General features: G+C 59.2%; 14 protein-coding genes, 1 tRNA gene and 3 pseudogenes. 4 read left to right on the forward strand and 14 right to left on the reverse strand.

Annotated features, from left to right (window positions below; all coding sequences use genetic code 11):
* The first annotated feature begins 205 nt into the window (after positions 1-205).
* On the forward strand, positions 206-652 hold the full coding sequence (locus NKH23_RS07930; protein ID WP_352915516.1) for a YcgN family cysteine cluster protein: 447 nt from the start codon (positions 206-208) through the stop codon (positions 650-652).
* Between the two features lie 226 nt (positions 653-878).
* Complete coding sequence (locus NKH23_RS07935; protein ID WP_023678277.1) at positions 879-1,238, forward strand: hypothetical protein; 360 nt, start codon at positions 879-881, stop codon at positions 1,236-1,238.
* A 131-nt stretch (positions 1,239-1,369) separates the two neighbouring features.
* Here NKH23_RS07935 and NKH23_RS07940 read toward each other — a convergent pair whose 3' ends face one another.
* Complete coding sequence (locus NKH23_RS07940) at positions 1,370-2,080, reverse strand: SIMPL domain-containing protein (RefSeq protein ID WP_023719319.1); 711 nt, start codon at positions 2,078-2,080, stop codon at positions 1,370-1,372.
* 183 nt (positions 2,081-2,263) lie between these two features.
* Here NKH23_RS07940 and NKH23_RS07945 point away from each other — a divergent pair.
* Positions 2,264-2,339 (forward strand) — tRNA-Ile (locus NKH23_RS07945).
* A gap of 21 nt (positions 2,340-2,360) precedes the next feature.
* Here NKH23_RS07945 and NKH23_RS07950 read toward each other — a convergent pair.
* From NKH23_RS07950 to NKH23_RS07965, 4 genes are all read right to left on the reverse strand, one after another.
* Entirely contained in the window at positions 2,361-3,578 is a 1,218-nt protein-coding gene (locus tag NKH23_RS07950; protein ID WP_353034436.1) for a tyrosine-type recombinase/integrase, read from the reverse strand.
* Positions 3,579-4,248: 670 nt separating this feature from the next.
* Positions 4,249-5,562 (reverse strand): HlyD family type I secretion periplasmic adaptor subunit, encoded by a 1,314-nt coding sequence (locus NKH23_RS07955; RefSeq protein ID WP_352548197.1) that lies wholly within the window; start codon positions 5,560-5,562, stop codon positions 4,249-4,251.
* Positions 5,537-7,306 carry a type I secretion system permease/ATPase gene (locus NKH23_RS07960; RefSeq protein WP_353034544.1) on the reverse strand — a complete coding sequence of 590 codons (1,770 nt, stop codon included), beginning with the start codon at positions 7,304-7,306 and terminating at the stop codon, positions 5,537-5,539. The genes NKH23_RS07955 and NKH23_RS07960 overlap by 26 nt, the downstream gene beginning before the upstream one ends.
* A 396-nt stretch (positions 7,307-7,702) precedes the next feature.
* Positions 7,703-8,494 (reverse strand): calcium-binding protein, encoded by a 792-nt coding sequence (locus tag NKH23_RS07965; RefSeq protein ID WP_352450736.1) that lies wholly within the window; start codon positions 8,492-8,494, stop codon positions 7,703-7,705.
* A gap of 436 nt (positions 8,495-8,930) precedes the next feature.
* Here NKH23_RS07965 and NKH23_RS07970 point away from each other — a divergent pair.
* Positions 8,931-9,311, forward strand: a pseudogene (locus tag NKH23_RS07970) (transposase domain-containing protein); the annotation flags it as partial.
* Between the two features lie 77 nt (positions 9,312-9,388).
* Here NKH23_RS07970 and NKH23_RS07975 read toward each other — a convergent pair.
* From NKH23_RS07975 to NKH23_RS08015, 9 genes and pseudogenes are all read right to left on the reverse strand, one after another.
* A pseudogene (locus tag NKH23_RS07975) lies at positions 9,389-9,655 on the reverse strand (hypothetical protein); the annotation flags it as partial.
* Positions 9,656-9,686: 31 nt separating this feature from the next.
* The gene (locus tag NKH23_RS07980; RefSeq protein WP_352671260.1) at positions 9,687-10,637 is read right to left on the reverse strand and encodes a LysR family transcriptional regulator; all 951 of its coding nucleotides are present in this window, start codon (positions 10,635-10,637) and stop codon (positions 9,687-9,689) included.
* A gap of 67 nt (positions 10,638-10,704) precedes the next feature.
* Positions 10,705-11,493 (reverse strand): ABC transporter permease, encoded by a 789-nt coding sequence (locus NKH23_RS07985; RefSeq protein ID WP_352450738.1) that lies wholly within the window; start codon positions 11,491-11,493, stop codon positions 10,705-10,707.
* Between the two features lie 3 nt (positions 11,494-11,496).
* Positions 11,497-12,408 (reverse strand): nodulation factor ABC transporter ATP-binding protein NodI, encoded by a 912-nt coding sequence (gene nodI, locus NKH23_RS07990; RefSeq protein ID WP_352457037.1) that lies wholly within the window; start codon positions 12,406-12,408, stop codon positions 11,497-11,499.
* Positions 12,409-12,463: 55 nt separating this feature from the next.
* Positions 12,464-12,697: pseudogene (locus NKH23_RS07995) on the reverse strand (carbamoyltransferase N-terminal domain-containing protein); the annotation flags it as partial.
* 35 nt (positions 12,698-12,732) lie between these two features.
* Positions 12,733-13,329, reverse strand: a complete 597-nt coding sequence (gene nodS / locus NKH23_RS08000; RefSeq protein WP_352450799.1) for a nodulation methyltransferase NodS — start codon at positions 13,327-13,329, stop codon at positions 12,733-12,735.
* An 80-nt stretch (positions 13,330-13,409) separates the two neighbouring features.
* Entirely contained in the window at positions 13,410-14,735 is a 1,326-nt protein-coding gene (gene nodC, locus NKH23_RS08005) for a chitooligosaccharide synthase NodC (protein WP_352457036.1), read from the reverse strand.
* 14 nt (positions 14,736-14,749) lie between these two features.
* Positions 14,750-15,409 (reverse strand): chitooligosaccharide deacetylase NodB, encoded by a 660-nt coding sequence (gene nodB / locus NKH23_RS08010; RefSeq protein ID WP_352457035.1) that lies wholly within the window; start codon positions 15,407-15,409, stop codon positions 14,750-14,752.
* Positions 15,406-15,999 (reverse strand): NodA family N-acyltransferase, encoded by a 594-nt coding sequence (locus tag NKH23_RS08015; RefSeq protein ID WP_353034440.1) that lies wholly within the window; start codon positions 15,997-15,999, stop codon positions 15,406-15,408. The genes nodB and NKH23_RS08015 overlap by 4 nt, the downstream gene beginning before the upstream one ends.
* Positions 16,000-16,259 lie beyond the last annotated feature (260 nt).

Raw genomic sequence — 16,259 nt, forward strand, 5'->3', positions numbered from 1 at the left:
GCCCAAACTTTCAGCAACCATGTTTGGTTCCTGTTTGTAGGTTCTAGCTGTGGCACAGGGCGATTGACCGGCGTTTTGAAGGCGACTTCATGTCATTCGTATGGTCCTGGCGTATGTTCCGGCGTATGGTCCCGGCGTATCGTTCGGACGAGGGTGCACGGTTGCCGTGCTTGACCTTGAAGCGTCCGAGGGCCACATGCCGACGATGGAAAAGCCGTTCTGGAAGACCAAGACCCTCGAGGCGATGACCCCGGCCGAGTGGGAATCACTCTGCGACGGTTGCGGTAAATGCTGCCTGTCCAAACTCGAAGACGAGGACACCGGAGAGATCTACTGGACCAGCGTCGGCTGCCGGCTGTTCGACGCTGGAAGCTGCCGCTGCTCCGACTATGCCAACCGGCTGGCGCGTGTTCCGGATTGCGTCGGGCTGACGCCGCAGAATGTGCGCACCATCAGCTGGCTGCCCAAGACCTGCGCTTACCGGCTGGTCGCCGAGGGCCGCGATCTCTATTGGTGGCACAGGCTGGTGTCTGGAAGCGACGAGACCGTGCACGAGGCCGGCATCTCGATGCGCGGCCGGGTCAGCGCCAGCGAGACCGACCTTGCCGAGCCGGACGACTATTTCGACCATATTCTCGCAGACGAGCCTTAGGATTTCCTCCGGTAACGAAGACCGGGAACCATGGCAAAACGGTGCGTTCCCCATCTGCCCTGCATAGAACCGGTTCCAGAAACGGAGAGACTAAACAGCTGGCCCATTCTTGCCTCATGAACTGGAGATGAACGGCCGGTTCGCAAAAAATTCAGATAGACGGGTGCATTCTCCTCGCATCGGTTCGACGAAAACGGGTTGAAACCCTCAACAAGGAGAGAACACAATGTTCAATACCATTAAGACGGCTGCTCTTTCGGCTCTTGTCGGCCTTGGCACACTTGCTGCCATCCCCGCTCATGCTGACAGCATCTATCTCGGTTTCGGCAATAACCAGGATCCGCGCGTCGGCGTCTATACCGGCGACGAAGATGATGGTTACTATCGCGAACACCGCCGTCATGGCGGCTGGCGCCGGTCCTGTTCGCCGGAGCGTGCCATCGACAAGGCCGAACGCATGGGCCTGCACCGCGCCCGCATCATCGACATCAACCGCCGCACGGTCAAGGTCGCCGGCCGCCAGTATGGCGACCGCGTCGTGATCGTATTCGCCAATGAGCGCGGCTGTCCGATCATCTATCGCTAAGGTCTTCGGGCCTGCGGCCGGCTGACTTGCAGCCGGTAGAGTAGCGGAGCCCTTCCGCCAGGACGGCAAGCGCGGCTCAAAAAAACCCCGGAGGATCGATCCTCCGGGGTTTTTCATGCTGCAAGCGATGATCATTTCAATTCGAAAGTCACCGTCACCTGTGCGGTATAGGAATTTTCGCCGGCTTGCACCGGGACCGACGCACCGGCGGCATCGAATGCCTTGGCGTTGATCGGCATCGGCGGTGGTGCGAAATTCTGGTCGGTGATCTCCAGGACCCGGCCGATGCCGACGCCGGCCGCTTCGGCCAGCGTCTTGGCCTTGGCCATGGCATTGGCGACGGCCTTCTTGCGCGCCTCGGTGACGGCTGCCGCCGGATCGTCGTTGGAGAAGGAGATGCCGCCGCCCTGGTTGACGCCGAGCGACACCGCCTTGTCGAGAATGTCGCCGGTCTTGTCGATGTCGCGGATGCGCACCGACAGCGTGTTGGTCACCTGGTAGGCGACAAGCTCGGCCTCCTGGCTGCCGTCGGGCTTGTTGGTGTAGTTATAGCGCGGATTGATCTGGATGCCCGCGGTCTGCAGATCGCGCTCCTTGATGCCGGACGATTTCATCGCCGCGATCACCGCGGCCATGGCGTCGTTATTGGCATCGAGCGCTGCACGTGCCGTCTTGGCTTCGCGCATGACGCTGAGCGTCAGCAGAGCCAGATCGGGTGCTATCGCCGCCTCGCCTTCGCCGGTGACGACGATACGCGGCGGCGGTGGTGAATCGGCGGCGCCGGCGATCGCCGGAAATGCGATTGCGGCGGCAATTGCCAGGGGCAAAATACGTCTGGTCATGAAATCTCCTCGATCTGCGATCCCAAGACGGCCGAGTGTTGGGCGGCGTCCAATGGGCGACGTGCAATAGGTTATCAATATGGGCTGATTTGGGCGATCTCTGCCAGCCCCTTGGAACGTCTGCTCGGAAAGCCCAGGGAAAGCCTTGTGCGGTTCAGGGAAAAACACTAATCCAGCGCCGTGGGGCCTGTAGCTCAATGGTTAGAGCCGGCGGCTCATAACCGCTTGGTTGGGGGTTCGAGTCCCTCCGGGCCCACCATCGGCTTTTGTGGCCCTTGATTTAATTGGATTTTTTGGCCATTTTTGTCCCACCTCTTTCAACCCCCTCAGAAAGTGGGACAATTTTGTTCTCTTTTCGATCGATAACCAGCAGGTATTTCGCCGCTCTCGCTACCTTCCGGCGACGCGCTTTCTTGATGTAGTGGTCGGGCTGCTGGTACGTAGTCCACCCATATATCGCCTTCAGCTGCTCGTGCGTCGCGCCGTTCTCAGCGGCGATCGTCGCGCCGGCCTTGCGAATTCCATGAGCACTGCAGTGCGGCAGCTCAGCTTGATCACACCACTGGCGCATCTTGTTGCCCAGACCGTTCTCCGAGAACGGGCGACCATACTCATTGACCAGGAAGGTCATCTGGTCGGAGGGCGTGTGCTCAAGTTCCGCCTCTAGTTCGGGCAGAAGCGGGAGCTCCACCAACACCGCATCCTTGTTACGACTGGTCTTCCCAGGCTTAATTCTGATCCACTTCTCCCACTGCTCGGTCTCCTCGTTGTAGACGAGCGTGATGTGCTGTCGACCGAAGATCGCGACGTCGGACAACCGCAGGCCAGTAAACATGAAGATCGAGAGCGCACGTCTGGCTGCGGTACCCAGCGGATGCCGCTTCTCATATTGAACGATCTCCGACACGTCCCATGGGTGCCAGCCGTCGCCGCTCTTTAGCCGTCTGATGCCGCGGGCGGGATTGGAGTCGACGCCCGGAATCTCTGTGTCCTTTGCCCACTCAAACATCGCGCTGATGGCTTTTACGATATTGTTTGCCGCGCCAAGGGCGTCGAGCCTGGTGTCCCTGATCTCCTTAACATGAGACCGTTTCATACCGGCGAATGGCAGAGATCCCTTGGTGGGATACTGAGGATCCGGGTCACCTTCGAGGGGATGAGGTAATTCGCATACGCGCTCCAGAATTGCTCGTCGGCGCGCCATAGTGTCTTGGGTGATTTCCGTGCCGCCCCGACGGTAATACTCCTGGCAAAGCCACAGCAACGTGCCTTTCTTCGCTGGCTCGGAAGGCTTGGGGAGGCGCCGGCAAATCTCGGGAAGAGTGCCGGGCCGAACATAAGTGACCTCGGCGCGCGCGCACCGCAGTTCCTCGAGGAACTCGTCGCTGCCGGTCGGTTCACGGAGCCGGACCTTCTTCTGACCCGGTGCGCGAAAATAGTACCGATCATTGCCGTGGCGATCAGTGTCCTTCACTACGCCCTTAAGATCGATTTTCACGGGCTCATCCGTCATGTTCGTGGTTTTCGATCCCAAGGATTGTCTAGTGGCGGCGAATCTTCGTCAAGCTTTGGTGCTCCTCCGATTTGGCGGTGAGGGAGCTTTCGAAAGGCCAATACAAGTTCCTCGACGTCCCAAACAATGCGCCCCTTGCTCGGCATTCGTGGCTGGGGCATCCGGCCGTCCTGGACCATTTCATCAAAGGTCGTTGAGCTTACGCCGATGAACGTCGCAGCCTGCTCGCGATTGATTCCTACCGGCGGGAGCGAGGGCGGCAAGACGCTCGGGGTGCGTAGCATCGGTTTAGCGCGTTGAAAGCGCGTTGTTGACGCCTGCCTGTCTTCCTATGTACCTGTCCGAATATTGCAGACGCTCAATCATGTCCTGGCCCTGTGCTTGCAGGCTCACCCTAGGTCTCCAGACCTCAGGATCGCTCAAGACACCGGACTCTTTTCCAGCCTTTGTGTACGATGATGGGTATCTTAATGCGCTCGAGGCCAAGAACTGAATGGTCGGCGACTTGGAAGGGCAAAATGACCGTGGAACCACGAATCTGAGTCAGAGGCGGAATCCAACTGAGGAAAGTATGGCTGTGTTTTCAGACGGTTATGACTCTCATGCATGCGTAACAACCAACAAGAATACCAACAAAATGTTTCTGTGGTTACTTTCATTCCTCGTGGAATGCGCGACTGATTTGGTCCGACAGCGGCTTCACAAAATAAGAAAGCGCCGTACGCTCGCCCGTCTGGATCATCGCTTCGGCCGGCATGCCGGGCACGAGCGTCAGGTCCTTGAGCTTCGTCAGTTCCGCATGCGGAACCGACAGACGCACCAGGTAATACGAAACGCCGTTTTTTTCGTCCGTCGCCAGATCGGCTGCGATCCGGCTGACATATCCGTTCAATACCGGCGTGGTCCTCAGATTGAAGGCTGACATCCGCAGCACGGCCTTGTGACCAAGCTGGATTTGGTCGATGTCCTTCGGGGTGATTCGTGCTTCAAGCGCAAGATCGTCGCCTTCCGGCACGATTAGCATAATCGGATCGGCGGGCGTGATCACTCCTCCGACCGTATGAACTGCGAGTTGTTGAATGGCGCCTGACTGCGGCGCGACAATATCGATCCGTCGCAGTTCCTGTTCAGCCGCCACCTTGCGCTCAACATACTCCCCAACCTGCGCCTGAACCTCTCTGAGCTCCTGGCCGACTTCCGTCTTGAAATCCGGATCGATCTGCAGGATCTGCAGGCGCGTTTCGGCTATGCGGGCTGCCGTCTGTGCCTGATGTGCAATCTTCTCACCGCGTTCGCCGCCGAAAGTGGCAACCTGCGTCTTCAGACTGTTCAAGCGTTGGTCCGAGACAATGCCTTGGTCGCGCAGCCCACTCAGGGCAGCAATTTCCTTTTGGAGGATCTCGGTGCTTTTCTCACAAGCGATTGCCTGCGCCTTGAGCCCCTCGATCTCGTGCTCATATTGAGTGATGCGTTCCGCTAGCTGCGCCTGCCTTCCGTCGCGGGATTGTCTGCGGAATTCGAACAGCCGCGTCTCGCCATGTACTGCCGAAGCTACGTCCGGAACATCTCTGCGGGCGAGCAGCCAGTCCGGGAAGGCGATCTCCGCCAGATCGTCACGCTCAGCTTCGAGTCGTGCCAGGTTGGCGGCCAGCTCATCGAGCCGCTTGGTGACTACAGCGAGAGTGGCGCGCGTCTGGGTGGCGTCGAGCCGCATGAGGATGTCGCCGGCTTTTACTTTATCACCTTCGCTCACCAGGATTTCTCCCACCACCCCGCCGGTCGGGTGCTGCACCTTCTTCACATAGGAATCGACGACAAAGTGTCCGGACGCGACAACCGCGCCGGAGAGATTCGTGAAGGCCGCCCAGGCTCCGGCTCCTCCCACAAAGATCACGCTCGCCAGCAGGCCCGCCACCAGGTGCCGGCGAATGGACCTGGAAACGTCATTGTTCTGATGAATGCCGGACACCGGGATCCTCCATGTCAGCGCGCTCGTTATCCTGTGTAGACTCGATGGCCTTGACCCCAGCGCCTGATGCCATCGCTGCCCCCTTAAGGACTTTGGAAAGCGCCTCATCACGCGCACCGAATGCTCGCTGCCGTCCACCTTCCATCACCAACACCAAATCCACGGCGCGGATGGCGCTCGGCCGATGGGCAACGACAACCGCAATGCCCTTGCGCTCGCGCACGGAGGCGATCGCCTTGACAACCGCAGCCTCGCCTTCCGCATCGAGATTGGCATTGGGTTCATCCAGCACAACAAGGAAAGGGTCTCGATAAAGAGCACGGGCAAGACCGATACGCTGGCGCTGCCCGGCGGAAAGTGCCGATCCGGCCTCACCAATCGGAGTTTCGTAGCCGTGCTCAAATCGGAGGATCAGTTCGTGCGTGCCCGCTGCTTTCGCCGCGGTGACAATAGCCTCAGGGTCAGGATTATCTTCAAAACGAGCGATGTTTTCGGCAATGGTGCCGTCGAATAGTTCAACACCTTGCGGCAAATAGCCGATATGACGGCCTAGCGCTTCCCGGTCCCATTGATCGAGGCTTGCGCTGTCGATGCGAACCTTTCCGGCGACCGGCGCCCATGCGCCGACGATGGCGCGCGAGAGTGTCGACTTGCCCGAACCCGATGCACCGATGATCCCGAGTGCGCTTCCCGCCTGAACGGCAAACGCAAGGCCGGTCACGGTCGGCTTCCTTTCGCCGGGCGGAACGATTGTCACGCCTTCGAGGCGGAGTTCGCGTTCAGGTGCAGGCATTGGCATAACAGGAGCGGTTTCAGGAACCTTTCCCAAGAGGTCCTCCAGCCGCGCCCAACCCTGGCGCGCCATGAGGAAGGGTTTCCAGCTTGAAATGGCCAGATCGACCGGAGCCAGCGCACGCCCCATCGTGATCGAACTGGCAATCATGACCCCGGCCGTAGTCTCCTGCCTGATGACAAGGTACGCGCCGACGGCAAGAATGGCCGATTGCAGCAGCACGCGCAGCGACTTTGAAATGCCACCCAGCCCACCTGCCACGTCCCCGACTTTCCGGTTGGCGGCCAGATACTTGGCATTGGCCTTGTGCCATCGGGCAGCGATCCGCTTTGCGAGACCGAGAGCTTGCACGACCTCGGCATTGCGGCGCGCTGCTTCCAGTAGACCATTGCGTACCATGTTGTGGTCAATGGTATCGCGTATCGGCCCTTGCGAGAGAGTGTTGGTAAGGAGTGTCAGAGATGTGAGACCGATCGCCCCGATAAGTGCCGTCATGCCGATCCAGAAATGAAAGAGGAAGCAAATGCCAAGATAAAGCAGCATCCATGGCAGATCGAAGAACGCTGTCGGGCCGTTTCCACCTAAGAATCCGCGAACATTGTCGAGATCGCGTAGCGGCTGCAAGCCGTCGCCCGGCATGCGCGTTAAAAGCGGAAGGCGAACGATCGCATCGTGAACGCGTCCGGAAAACTGTTCATCGAAACGCTCGCCAATCCGCAGCAGCACGCGCGCGCGCAAAATGTCGAGCAGGCACTGGAACGCATAAAGCCCTGTAGCAAGCACGACGAGCCCCACTAGCGTCGATACGCTGCCACTTGCCAGAACGCGGTCGTAGACCTGAAGCATGAACAGCGGCGAGATCAGCGCAAGCACGTTCACCACGCCGCTGATCAACAGAATTCCCCAAATAGCGGAACTCAGAGGGAAAGGTCTCAAAGCTGAATCCTTCAAGGAATGGTTACTCACGTAGGTCTCCGTGAGGATCTGGCGACCCAGCTCCCCATATTGCTCCCCGAGCGGCGACCGACTGCATCCGCTCGCTGCTTCAGGATCAGTGCTCCCGCCGAATATGTTTGGTTTGGCATCTAATGGAGCGGGTCAACAACAACACCGTCCGGCTGAAGGTTTGGAAGGGCAACGTCATCGTGGCCGGCCGCAAGGGCCCGAACAGGCTTCCGCCTCCACGCCTTCAGGGAGATTTCGGTGTACGACCAGCGCGACGTGCAGGGCTTCGTCAAGCTGTACACGCTGCGACTGCTCCCGGGCGCCCCGGCCCATCGCACGTAGCGGAAACGGAAAGCGCCCGCCCCCGGGGGGCGGGGCGCTGTTCCGTATGGGTTTTCTGGATCAAACGAAGGTGAAGTCCGACGCGGTCAGGCCTAGGTCGGCCACGGTGACCACACCGCCCAGGTGGACGAATTCATGCGCGCTGTTGTCGGCGGTGACATAGGCCAGAGTTGCGACTCTGTCGGTGTAGCTGCTTTGGTAGACAATGATGTCGCCGGCGTGCTCGCCGGAGATCGCACTCGCGGCTTCAGAAGCAGAGTTGAAAGATTCGCCAGTGATTACCACGACGTGTTCGCCGTTCGCACCCGAGGCCGCACCACTGTAGAAGCTGCTCACCGGGTAGCCGGACTGTATGCTGGCGTTGTTGACGAAGTTCGCGCCAAAACCGTCATTGTAGAGGCCCACCGCATCGAAGGCGAACTTGTCCTCCGCCGGGTTGAAATCGGTGATAGTGGTAATGTCCGACTTCGACCCGACAACCCCAGGCACCGGATTGTGGAACTGGAACACGAACGTGTCACTGTCGGTGCCCCCGGTCAACGTGTCCTGGCCGTCACCCACGTAGAGGACATCCTGGCCGGGACCGCCGCTGAGCCTGTCATTGTCCTCACCGGAGACGCGCGGGTTGAAGCGGCCGTTGTCGCCGGAGAGATCGTCCCAGCCATCTCCGCCGAAGATGCGGTCGTTACCCTTGCCGCCGATGAGTCGGTCACTGTCCGGGCCACCCGAGATCTCGTCGTTGCCGCCACGACCGTCAATCCAGTCACCGCCCTGGAAACCCTCCATCCAATCGTCAAGCTCGGTGCCGATGAGTGTTTCGGCACCCGGGCCACCCTCGATAATCTTTGCCATCGAAAATACTCCTAATGATGCACCCTGCCTGACGCGTTCATATTGCTCATCGGATAATTAGAGAAATCGATTGCTTGGATAGACACACATTTACGAAATGGATGCATTCACGTTCACTTCGCCCTTCTGCTGAGCAGTTGCGGGCTCGCTGGCGGCGGGGACGCTGGTCGCCCAAGCAATCGATGAAGATTCGACACTCAAACCGGGACCAGGACGAACTTCGTAACGGGGCCGTCCTGGTTGGGCCCCAAACTTCTCTCTGTTTGCTCGACGCCGGCATACCCGCACCGTGAGCGCTGGACGAGGACAAGTTCCGCTGGCGGAGAACGGCGTGATCGGCTTGCCGCGCCGAAACTGATGGCGCTCGTCGAAGGCATGGACTGGACACGCGTTCGAGCCGAACGGCGACGGCGTCCGGCCGGAAGGCGGTGGCGAAGTGACTCAGGCGCAAAAGGCGGGCTTCAGGCCGTGCACAATAAGCTTCTGTCGGCGTCATGACGAGAAGCGCTTCGGCCCGTCCCCACGAAATCGATACGCTCAAGGCGATGTTCGTCGCCATGGCGGCGGAGAAGGCCGAACTGCAACAACTCCGGAGCGAAACACTCAAGGCCGAGATCGTCCGGATGGCGACACTCAACGAGCCTGCCCAGGAGCGGATCGCCGACCTTCATGGGATCGTCAAGCAGCTGGAGCGCGCCGCTTCGGTCGCAGCTCCGAGAAGCTCGAACGTGACCAGCAGGCCTTCGCCTTCGACGAAATCCAGACCGGGCTCGGCGCGATTGAGTCCGAGCTCGAGGCCGCAAGACCGACAGGCGAGCCGCGACGTGCTGCGCGACCGCGCAAGGCGTTCCCGGCGCATCTGGAGCGGGTCGAGATCGTCATCCAGCCCGAGCCATGGGGGAAGAAGCGCTCCCGCAGCCAATCGTCCAGTCCGTCAAACGCGGTCGGCCGCACAGGCTTGCGAAACGGAACAGTCCCGCCCTCGCTTAGATACCGAGGCACCGTGTTGCGCGCGCACCCGAATTCTTTCGCCCGTCGGTTCATTCCCCAGCCAAGCTCATGCAGCCGCAGCATCGCTGCCACCTGTTCATGCTGAAGGATCTGCTCTCCCTGCATCGTTCTCGACAATGCAGGAATCGCCCAATCCCAATCGCCATCCATGCCTCCTCTCATAACCGAGGGAGTCAGTTTCTCAATTCGGCCGACAACTGAGACGTCCGGTGCTCTTAGGCGGGGTAATCATACGAGATGCCTCCTGCAACATCATTTCCCGCATCCATAGGCTTGCCGGATCATTATTGTGAAGCGCAGGCCATTGGACGGCCTCCGTGAATGCGGCAGGAAGTGGCGGCGGAAGTTCGACAATCCGCAGGGGTGTTAATTTTGCGAAATGCTGCGCCAGCCGTAAGGGCATTGTCCCGATGCGGTTGGTGCCTGATAGAAGGGGCGGGATCATGCTAAAGCCCCGTACGACGACCTCGATACGTCTCTCGAAACCGTTCTCGAGCAAATACCATTCCTCGATGGAGGGCTGCCGGGTGTCCCCGAATTTAAGCACAACCTGCCCCATCGACAAGTATCGGTCGAATGTAAGTGGCTCTGACAGCTGCTTGTTCGTGCCGCAGCCTACGCATACGAGCATATCTTCGAACAGGGCTGCGCGAGGATGTTTCGACATGAACACTTCCGGCATAATCAGAAAATCAACGTCGCCGCGCCGGAGAAGCTCCTCGGGGTCGTCGGAAATAGGCAGACATTCGAAGCGGACGGCGGGAGCTTCCCGCGCAGCACGCTTTACGATCTTCTTAAAAAATACGAGTGTGAGGTAATCGGAAAGGATGATGCGGAAGCGACGATCCGATCGGGCCGGGTTAAAGGCGTCCCAGGAAATAATCGATAGCTGGATGTGCAGCAATGCCTCCCGGACTGCTGTGGCGAGCCCCTCCGCGCGCGGTGTCAAAATGAGTTCGCGGCCGTTCATCGTAAATAGCTCATCGCTGAAATAGGCGCGTAACCGACCGACGGCGGCGCTCATGGCCGGCTGACTCAGGTTAATACTGCGGGCCGCGGCGGTGACTTTACGCTCCCTGATCAAAGCGTCCAGCACAACGAGGAGATTTAGATCGAGTCCCTTAAAACGCATGTATTGACCTATCCGACGCGTGGATGGGTATCGCCAAAACGATCAATTTTACGAATGGTGAGTAGCGTCAACGCATCAGCCGACGACGAAATAGAGCAACCGATAGGAAGAACGGCAAAACCGTGTATATGCAAAGCGCGCCGATATGCAGGCCCATGCTGCCGGCCGGACGGCCAAGCATCGCCGGACGAATGAGGTCAATTGCATGTGCGAGCGGCAACAAGGAGGCGACGTCCTGAAAAGCGCCGGGCAATTGGTTGACCGGAAACATCGCGCCGCAAAGGAACAGCATGGGTGTTATAACAAGCGTATTATAAAATATGAAATATTCATAACTGGGCGCAAGCGCCGTGACGACCATCGCTAGACTCGCGAAGGCGAGGCCACTGAGAGCGATGACTGGCAGCAAGCAGAGGATGGATGGCCACGATGTGTAGCCGAGCGTGGTGGCAACAATAGTGATTGCTGTGCCCGCCATCAGGGCCTTGGTGGCTGCCCACGCCAATTCGCCGAGTAAGATATCGCCGAGCGTCAGCTGAGTGCATAGCATTCCTTCCCAGGTGCGCTGGTTGTCCATGCGGCCAAAACTCCCGTAAACCGTTTCAGCGGTCGCCGATGCCATCGCGCTTGTGGCAACCATGCCAGCCGCGAGAAACGCAATGTACGAAGTGCCCTCAACAGGACCTATCATTGTTCCGATGCCAAAGCCGAGACCGAACAGATAGATCATCGGATCGGCGAGGTTGCCGAGAACCGATGCAAGCCCGATTTTCTTCCATCCAAGATAGTTGCGGCGCCAAACCGCGACCCAATTCCACGCATTGGCGGGCATGGCCGCCGCATAACGTTCGCCCATTGTTCAGTCCTCCATCTCGCGCCCGGTTAGCCGCAAGAACACATCCTCGAGATTGGGGGGACGCTGCAGAAGGCGCAGACCCGCGCGCCCGCGTAGCTGCACCAGCACCTGCTCCGGATCGGGTGCATAGCAAAAAAGCGTCTCACCGCTCACCTCGATGCGCTGTGCGTACGGCCGGATCAGCGCACCCAGTTCATGCGGATTGCCGCCGTAGACCTCGACCACGTCACAGCCGATCTGCTCGTCAATGAGTGCGGACGGGCGGCCTTCGGCGATCTTGCGCCCCTCCTCCATAACGCACAGCCGATCGCACAGCCGCTCGGCCTCTTCCATGAAATGGGTAGTCAAAAGAATAGTCTTGCCCCGCGCCAGCAGCGATCGCAGCCGTTCCCAGATCAGGTGGCGGGCCTGCGGATCGAGGCCGGTGGTCGGCTCGTCCATCACCAGCAAGTGCGGGTCATTGATCAGCGCACGCGCGAGCGTCAGGCGCCGCTTCATGCCGCCGGACAGTTCGGCGACGCGCGCATCCGCTTTGTTCTCGAGGCGGGCGAACTCAAGCAGCGATGGTATGACCGCTTCGATCTGGCGTCTGCTCATCCGGAAGTAGCGCCCGAACACCAACAGGTTCTCGCGCACAGTGAACGCGGTATCAAGATTGTCGAACTGCGGGACCACGCCGATGCGCATACGTGCCAAACGGGCGCGCGCCGGCACTGGAGCGCCGAGCACAGTAATCTTCCCCGCATCAGGCGATGTCATGCCGAGGACCATACGCGCAATCGTGCTTTTGCCCGCACCGTTCGGTCCCAAGAGCCCGAAGCATTCCCCCGCCGCAACGCGGAACGACAGTCTGTCGACAACGAGCTTGTCATAAGTTTTGCTTACCTCAGTAAGATCGATCGCTACCGTGGACATGGGTTCATTTTACCTAGAGGGTCGCCTCGACCGGCGGTTGCTCGGTTGCCTGCCGGACCTGAAACTGTGACTCGTCTTCGCCATCCCAGCCGTCGATAAAGAACTGATCGACATCACAAGGATTTAGCCCCTGTTCCGCCAAAGCGGCGACAATTGCGTCGAGATTATCGATGGTTTGGTAACGCGGATTGTTGTGCCGCTTTTCCTGCTCAACGCAGAAGACGAGCCGTCCATCCTCGACAAGGGCGATCGCCCCATCATGGGTCAGCTTGGTACCACAGATGCGCATAGTGTCTCCACGTTAACGGCGATAGATTCGATTCATCAGGAAGCGGAAAGCGGGTTCCGGAAACGGACGAGCAAGCAGTCTTCGTTGACCGACTCGCCCCGACACTCAAGACGCTCTACCTCGATCAACGTTTCGTTCAGCATGGCGATGACCGGCTCAGCACCAGCGGCGTGACCCCAGCGACGGCAATTAGCATCCCTTGCCGATCCGAAGATCAGATGCCCGCCTGGCGCAAGCACCCGCACCAGGTTTTTGACGGCCGCGCGCATCTCGGCTATGTCTTCGAGGTAGTATAGGACCTCCGCCACAACGATCAGGTCAAACAACTCGTCGGTCGAAAACTGTTGAACATCGGAGACTATCCAGTTGATGCGCGACGGCTCCTTTATCCGTTGACGTGCTCGAGCAATCGCTTGCGCCACGACATCGATGACGGTGAGCCCTTGGCAGTAGGGAGCTAGCTTTTCCGTGAATGCGCCGGCAGCGCACCCGACTTCGAGGGCATTTGTAATGGAGCCTTGGGCAAGCGCCAGCTGGAGCATTTGCGTGTGGCGCTCCCGCTCGAACGGATTGCCGTCGAGGCGCCACGGATCGTCTGCGGCCAATTCCCGATCGAGCAACTGATGATTCATGTTCTGGGTCAAACTCGTCCACCTCTCGTCCACCTAGGTAATTAGCGATCACTCGTCGCCGCAGATGTTGCTCGACAGCGCTAATCCCGAAGAATCCGCGCAAGATTGAGCCTGCGAAGCGGAGCCGCATGCGGTGAGAATTCTGCCCTGCTTGATCCAGTGATCGGAGTTTGGGTGGGGGCCTGTTTTCCCCCAGTGTTCGATGTAGCGACAGCAGAGCTTCGCGACAGCCAATCGCTATTGCTCAATGTACACAGCGCGTAGGCCTTCAAGGGAAGTAAGAGAAAGATGTTGATGAACGTGTGCAGGGAAAAGCCCAGAAATCGAAACTGTCGAGCACGAAATGCTACCACGCAGCATCGGAGCATGGTCATGGACACAATCATCAGTCCTGTCCACCAAGGCACAGTGCCTGTCAGTGCGAAATGTGCGAGGCCCGTTAGTACCGATAGGGCGAGGAGTAGCGGCCCGAGATTCTGTCCGACCACGTCCAACGTGAGATAGCTATTGAGGCCGGGCAGCAAGCGCAGCCCAAGCAGCGTGTCCCGGAATGTGCTTCGTGCCCAACGGAGTTGTTGGCGCAGATACGGTCCGAGTCTGTTCGGAACGACTGTGGCCGCGATGGCGCCCGGAACGTACTCGGTTCGAAAGCCTGCTTTCAGCATGAGGATAGTGAGATGGCGATCCTCCCCGAAGTCGCTTGGCTTGCCCCGAAAAAATTGCGACTCGTACTGGTCCAGTAACAAAAGGAGCGCAGACCGGCGGTACATGGCACATGGGCCGCAACAGCACATAACGGCACCGAAGCGAGCCTGTGCCGCGCGCTCCTCGTTGCAAGCCAGCCAGTACTCCATGTCTATCAGCCTTGTCAGCCAGCTCTCGCTCCGGTTACTGGCAATCAACTGACCCATGACTGCGCCGACCGCTGGATCTCGCATCTTCGGTACAAGCTTGGTGATGACGTCGGACGCGAGTATCGTGTCTGAATCAACGTTAAGCACCAAATCCCCGGATGAGCGGCGTATCGCGGCGATCTGCGCCTTGCGCTTTCCAACATTCTCGGGAAGCAAAATGATGTCGAACCTAGGGTCGCGCGCGTAGGTTTCGTGGACAGTTCCTACGGCTTCGCGATTTCCAGAACCGTCATCAACCACATAGACCCGAAGTCTTCCGGCGTATTCTTGGTCTGCAATGGACGCCAGGCACTCTGAAAGCGTGCGCGGATCCTCGTTGAAGCAGGGGACGATGACATCCACGCTGGGCAGTTGATCGGAGCCGACGAGATCCTCCAACGCCGATGAGTCGTTTGTCGGCAGAGCATAAATCCCCTGCATGCTCTTATAAGCAGTCGAGAGCAGTGCATAAAGCGAAATGGCCACAGTGCTGGTTGTACCAAGAAGAGTCATGGGATCTCGTTTGTTCAGTGATGTTGAGGAAGTGAGCGGATTACAAATCCGCGCTCATGAAGTGCTGGAATCAGCCGGGACAGCGCCGTGACCGTCTGGTCGCGCAGACCGGCGTGAGCGCCCTGGCTCAACTCGCCGGGAGGGCATCCGTCGTGCAAGAGTACGATTGCGCCCGGCCGGACAGAGGCGAGCACGGTATCGATAATCGCGTCGACCCCAGGGCGAGACCAATCTCGAGGGTCGACGGACCAATGGAGGGCCGTCAGCCCGGCGATCTGTGACGCTGTGAAGACTTCTTCGCTCCAGGCCCCGTAGGGCGCGCGAATATAGCGCACCGAGGCCTGAGGGCACGCCCTCATGATGGCGCCGTTCGCTTCAAAGATCTCACGTTGCACTTCGCCGAAGCCGCATTTGTACAGATCCGGATGAGTCATCGTGTGGTTGCCTAGCTCGTGCCCTTCTGCAAACATTCGTTGGATTAGATCCGGGTGCTCTAAGGCGTAGGCGCCGATGACGAAGAAAGTCGCCGGCACCCGCTGCTCTGCCAGCACATCCAGAATCTCCGGTGTGAAAAGTGGATTGGGACCGTCGTCAAACGTCAGATAAACGCTGCGACGGCCGGTGCCGTCAGAGCACTCACGGCGCACTTCGTACAAGCAATCGGGACGGCTCATAGCTCTGGTCCGTTCCGATCGATCATCGTGCCCGTGGGCCATTCGCTGATCGGCCGTCCAACTGGCAGAACAATGGTGAGTGCGTCATCAATGCGTGTGGGCGGCAGGTCGAGGCGCGCCTCTGGTCGGGTGGAGCGCACGCGAATTCCCGACAAGACGGCCAAAGGGCTGTATCGCCGCCCGAACCTCTCAACATGATTCCGCAGCGCGTGCCGGACGGTTCCGAAAGCGAATGGAACGCCAAGCTCCTGCAGTATTGGAAGCACGACATGGATTGAATGGGCGATTCCGAGACTCTCAAGATCCGGACGTACCCCGTACAGGCCCAGCTCAGCCACCAACAGATCGACCGCGTCAACCTTGATGAAACGGCGCAGTATGCCCATGTGAGCCGCTACACCGCTCGAATCATAGGCGATTGCGCGGAGTTCAGGCCTGGCTCCGGCCCAGCTTCGACTACCTTCGAACGGTTCTGCGTTGGACGCCCCAGTCGGCCCGTAGGTATTACGAAAGAACTGGGCGAGCTCGACGTGGTCCGAGAGCTGCAACTCGTTTTCCCAGCACAATTTCCACTGCACCTGAGGGCGCATTCAGGACCTCTCTTCAAAATAGTTTCTTGCGGGCCGCATTACCCGGCCAAAGCGGCGGCGTTGTTGGCTGCACTCAACCGTTGTCGTTAGCGACGGTGAGCCAGCCGGTGGGGGCTCGCCAATGAGCTCTCTCGATGTTCCCGCCCGTATGGCGGCGCCGTCGATTTGAGCTTGACGTCGGTCATTTACGTTCCTCTAATGCATGGTTCGTAAATTCGTAAAATTGATTGTTTAGATGATGCCCATCCACACGCTGGATA

This window comes from Mesorhizobium sp. M1328, from assembly GCF_040318075.1.
Taxonomy (GTDB): Bacteria; Pseudomonadota; Alphaproteobacteria; order Rhizobiales; family Rhizobiaceae; genus Mesorhizobium.

Bases quoted from the DNA above. Each gene is read 5' to 3' on its own strand.
- NKH23_RS08015 (WP_353034440.1), bottom strand. From the start codon at position 15,999: ATGCGCCCTCAGGTGCAGTGGAAATTGTGCTGGGAAAACGAGTTGCAG.
- NKH23_RS07985 (WP_352450738.1), bottom strand. From the start codon at position 11,493: ATGGGCGAACGTTATGCGGCGGCCATGCCCGCCAATGCGTGGAATTGG.
- NKH23_RS07980 (WP_352671260.1), bottom strand. From the start codon at position 10,637: ATGCGTTTTAAGGGACTCGATCTAAATCTCCTCGTTGTGCTGGACGCT.
- nodI (WP_352457037.1), bottom strand. From the start codon at position 12,408: ATGTCCACGGTAGCGATCGATCTTACTGAGGTAAGCAAAACTTATGAC.
- nodB (WP_352457035.1), bottom strand. From the start codon at position 15,409: ATGAGCCGTCCCGATTGCTTGTACGAAGTGCGCCGTGAGTGCTCTGAC.
- NKH23_RS07965 (WP_352450736.1), bottom strand. From the start codon at position 8,494: ATGGCAAAGATTATCGAGGGTGGCCCGGGTGCCGAAACACTCATCGGC.
- NKH23_RS07930 (WP_352915516.1), top strand. From the start codon at position 206: ATGGAAAAGCCGTTCTGGAAGACCAAGACCCTCGAGGCGATGACCCCG.
- nodC (WP_352457036.1), bottom strand. From the start codon at position 14,735: ATGACTCTTCTTGGTACAACCAGCACTGTGGCCATTTCGCTTTATGCA.
- NKH23_RS07940 (WP_023719319.1), bottom strand. From the start codon at position 2,080: ATGACCAGACGTATTTTGCCCCTGGCAATTGCCGCCGCAATCGCATTT.
- nodS (WP_352450799.1), bottom strand. From the start codon at position 13,329: ATGAATCATCAGTTGCTCGATCGGGAATTGGCCGCAGACGATCCGTGG.
- NKH23_RS07935 (WP_023678277.1), top strand. From the start codon at position 879: ATGTTCAATACCATTAAGACGGCTGCTCTTTCGGCTCTTGTCGGCCTT.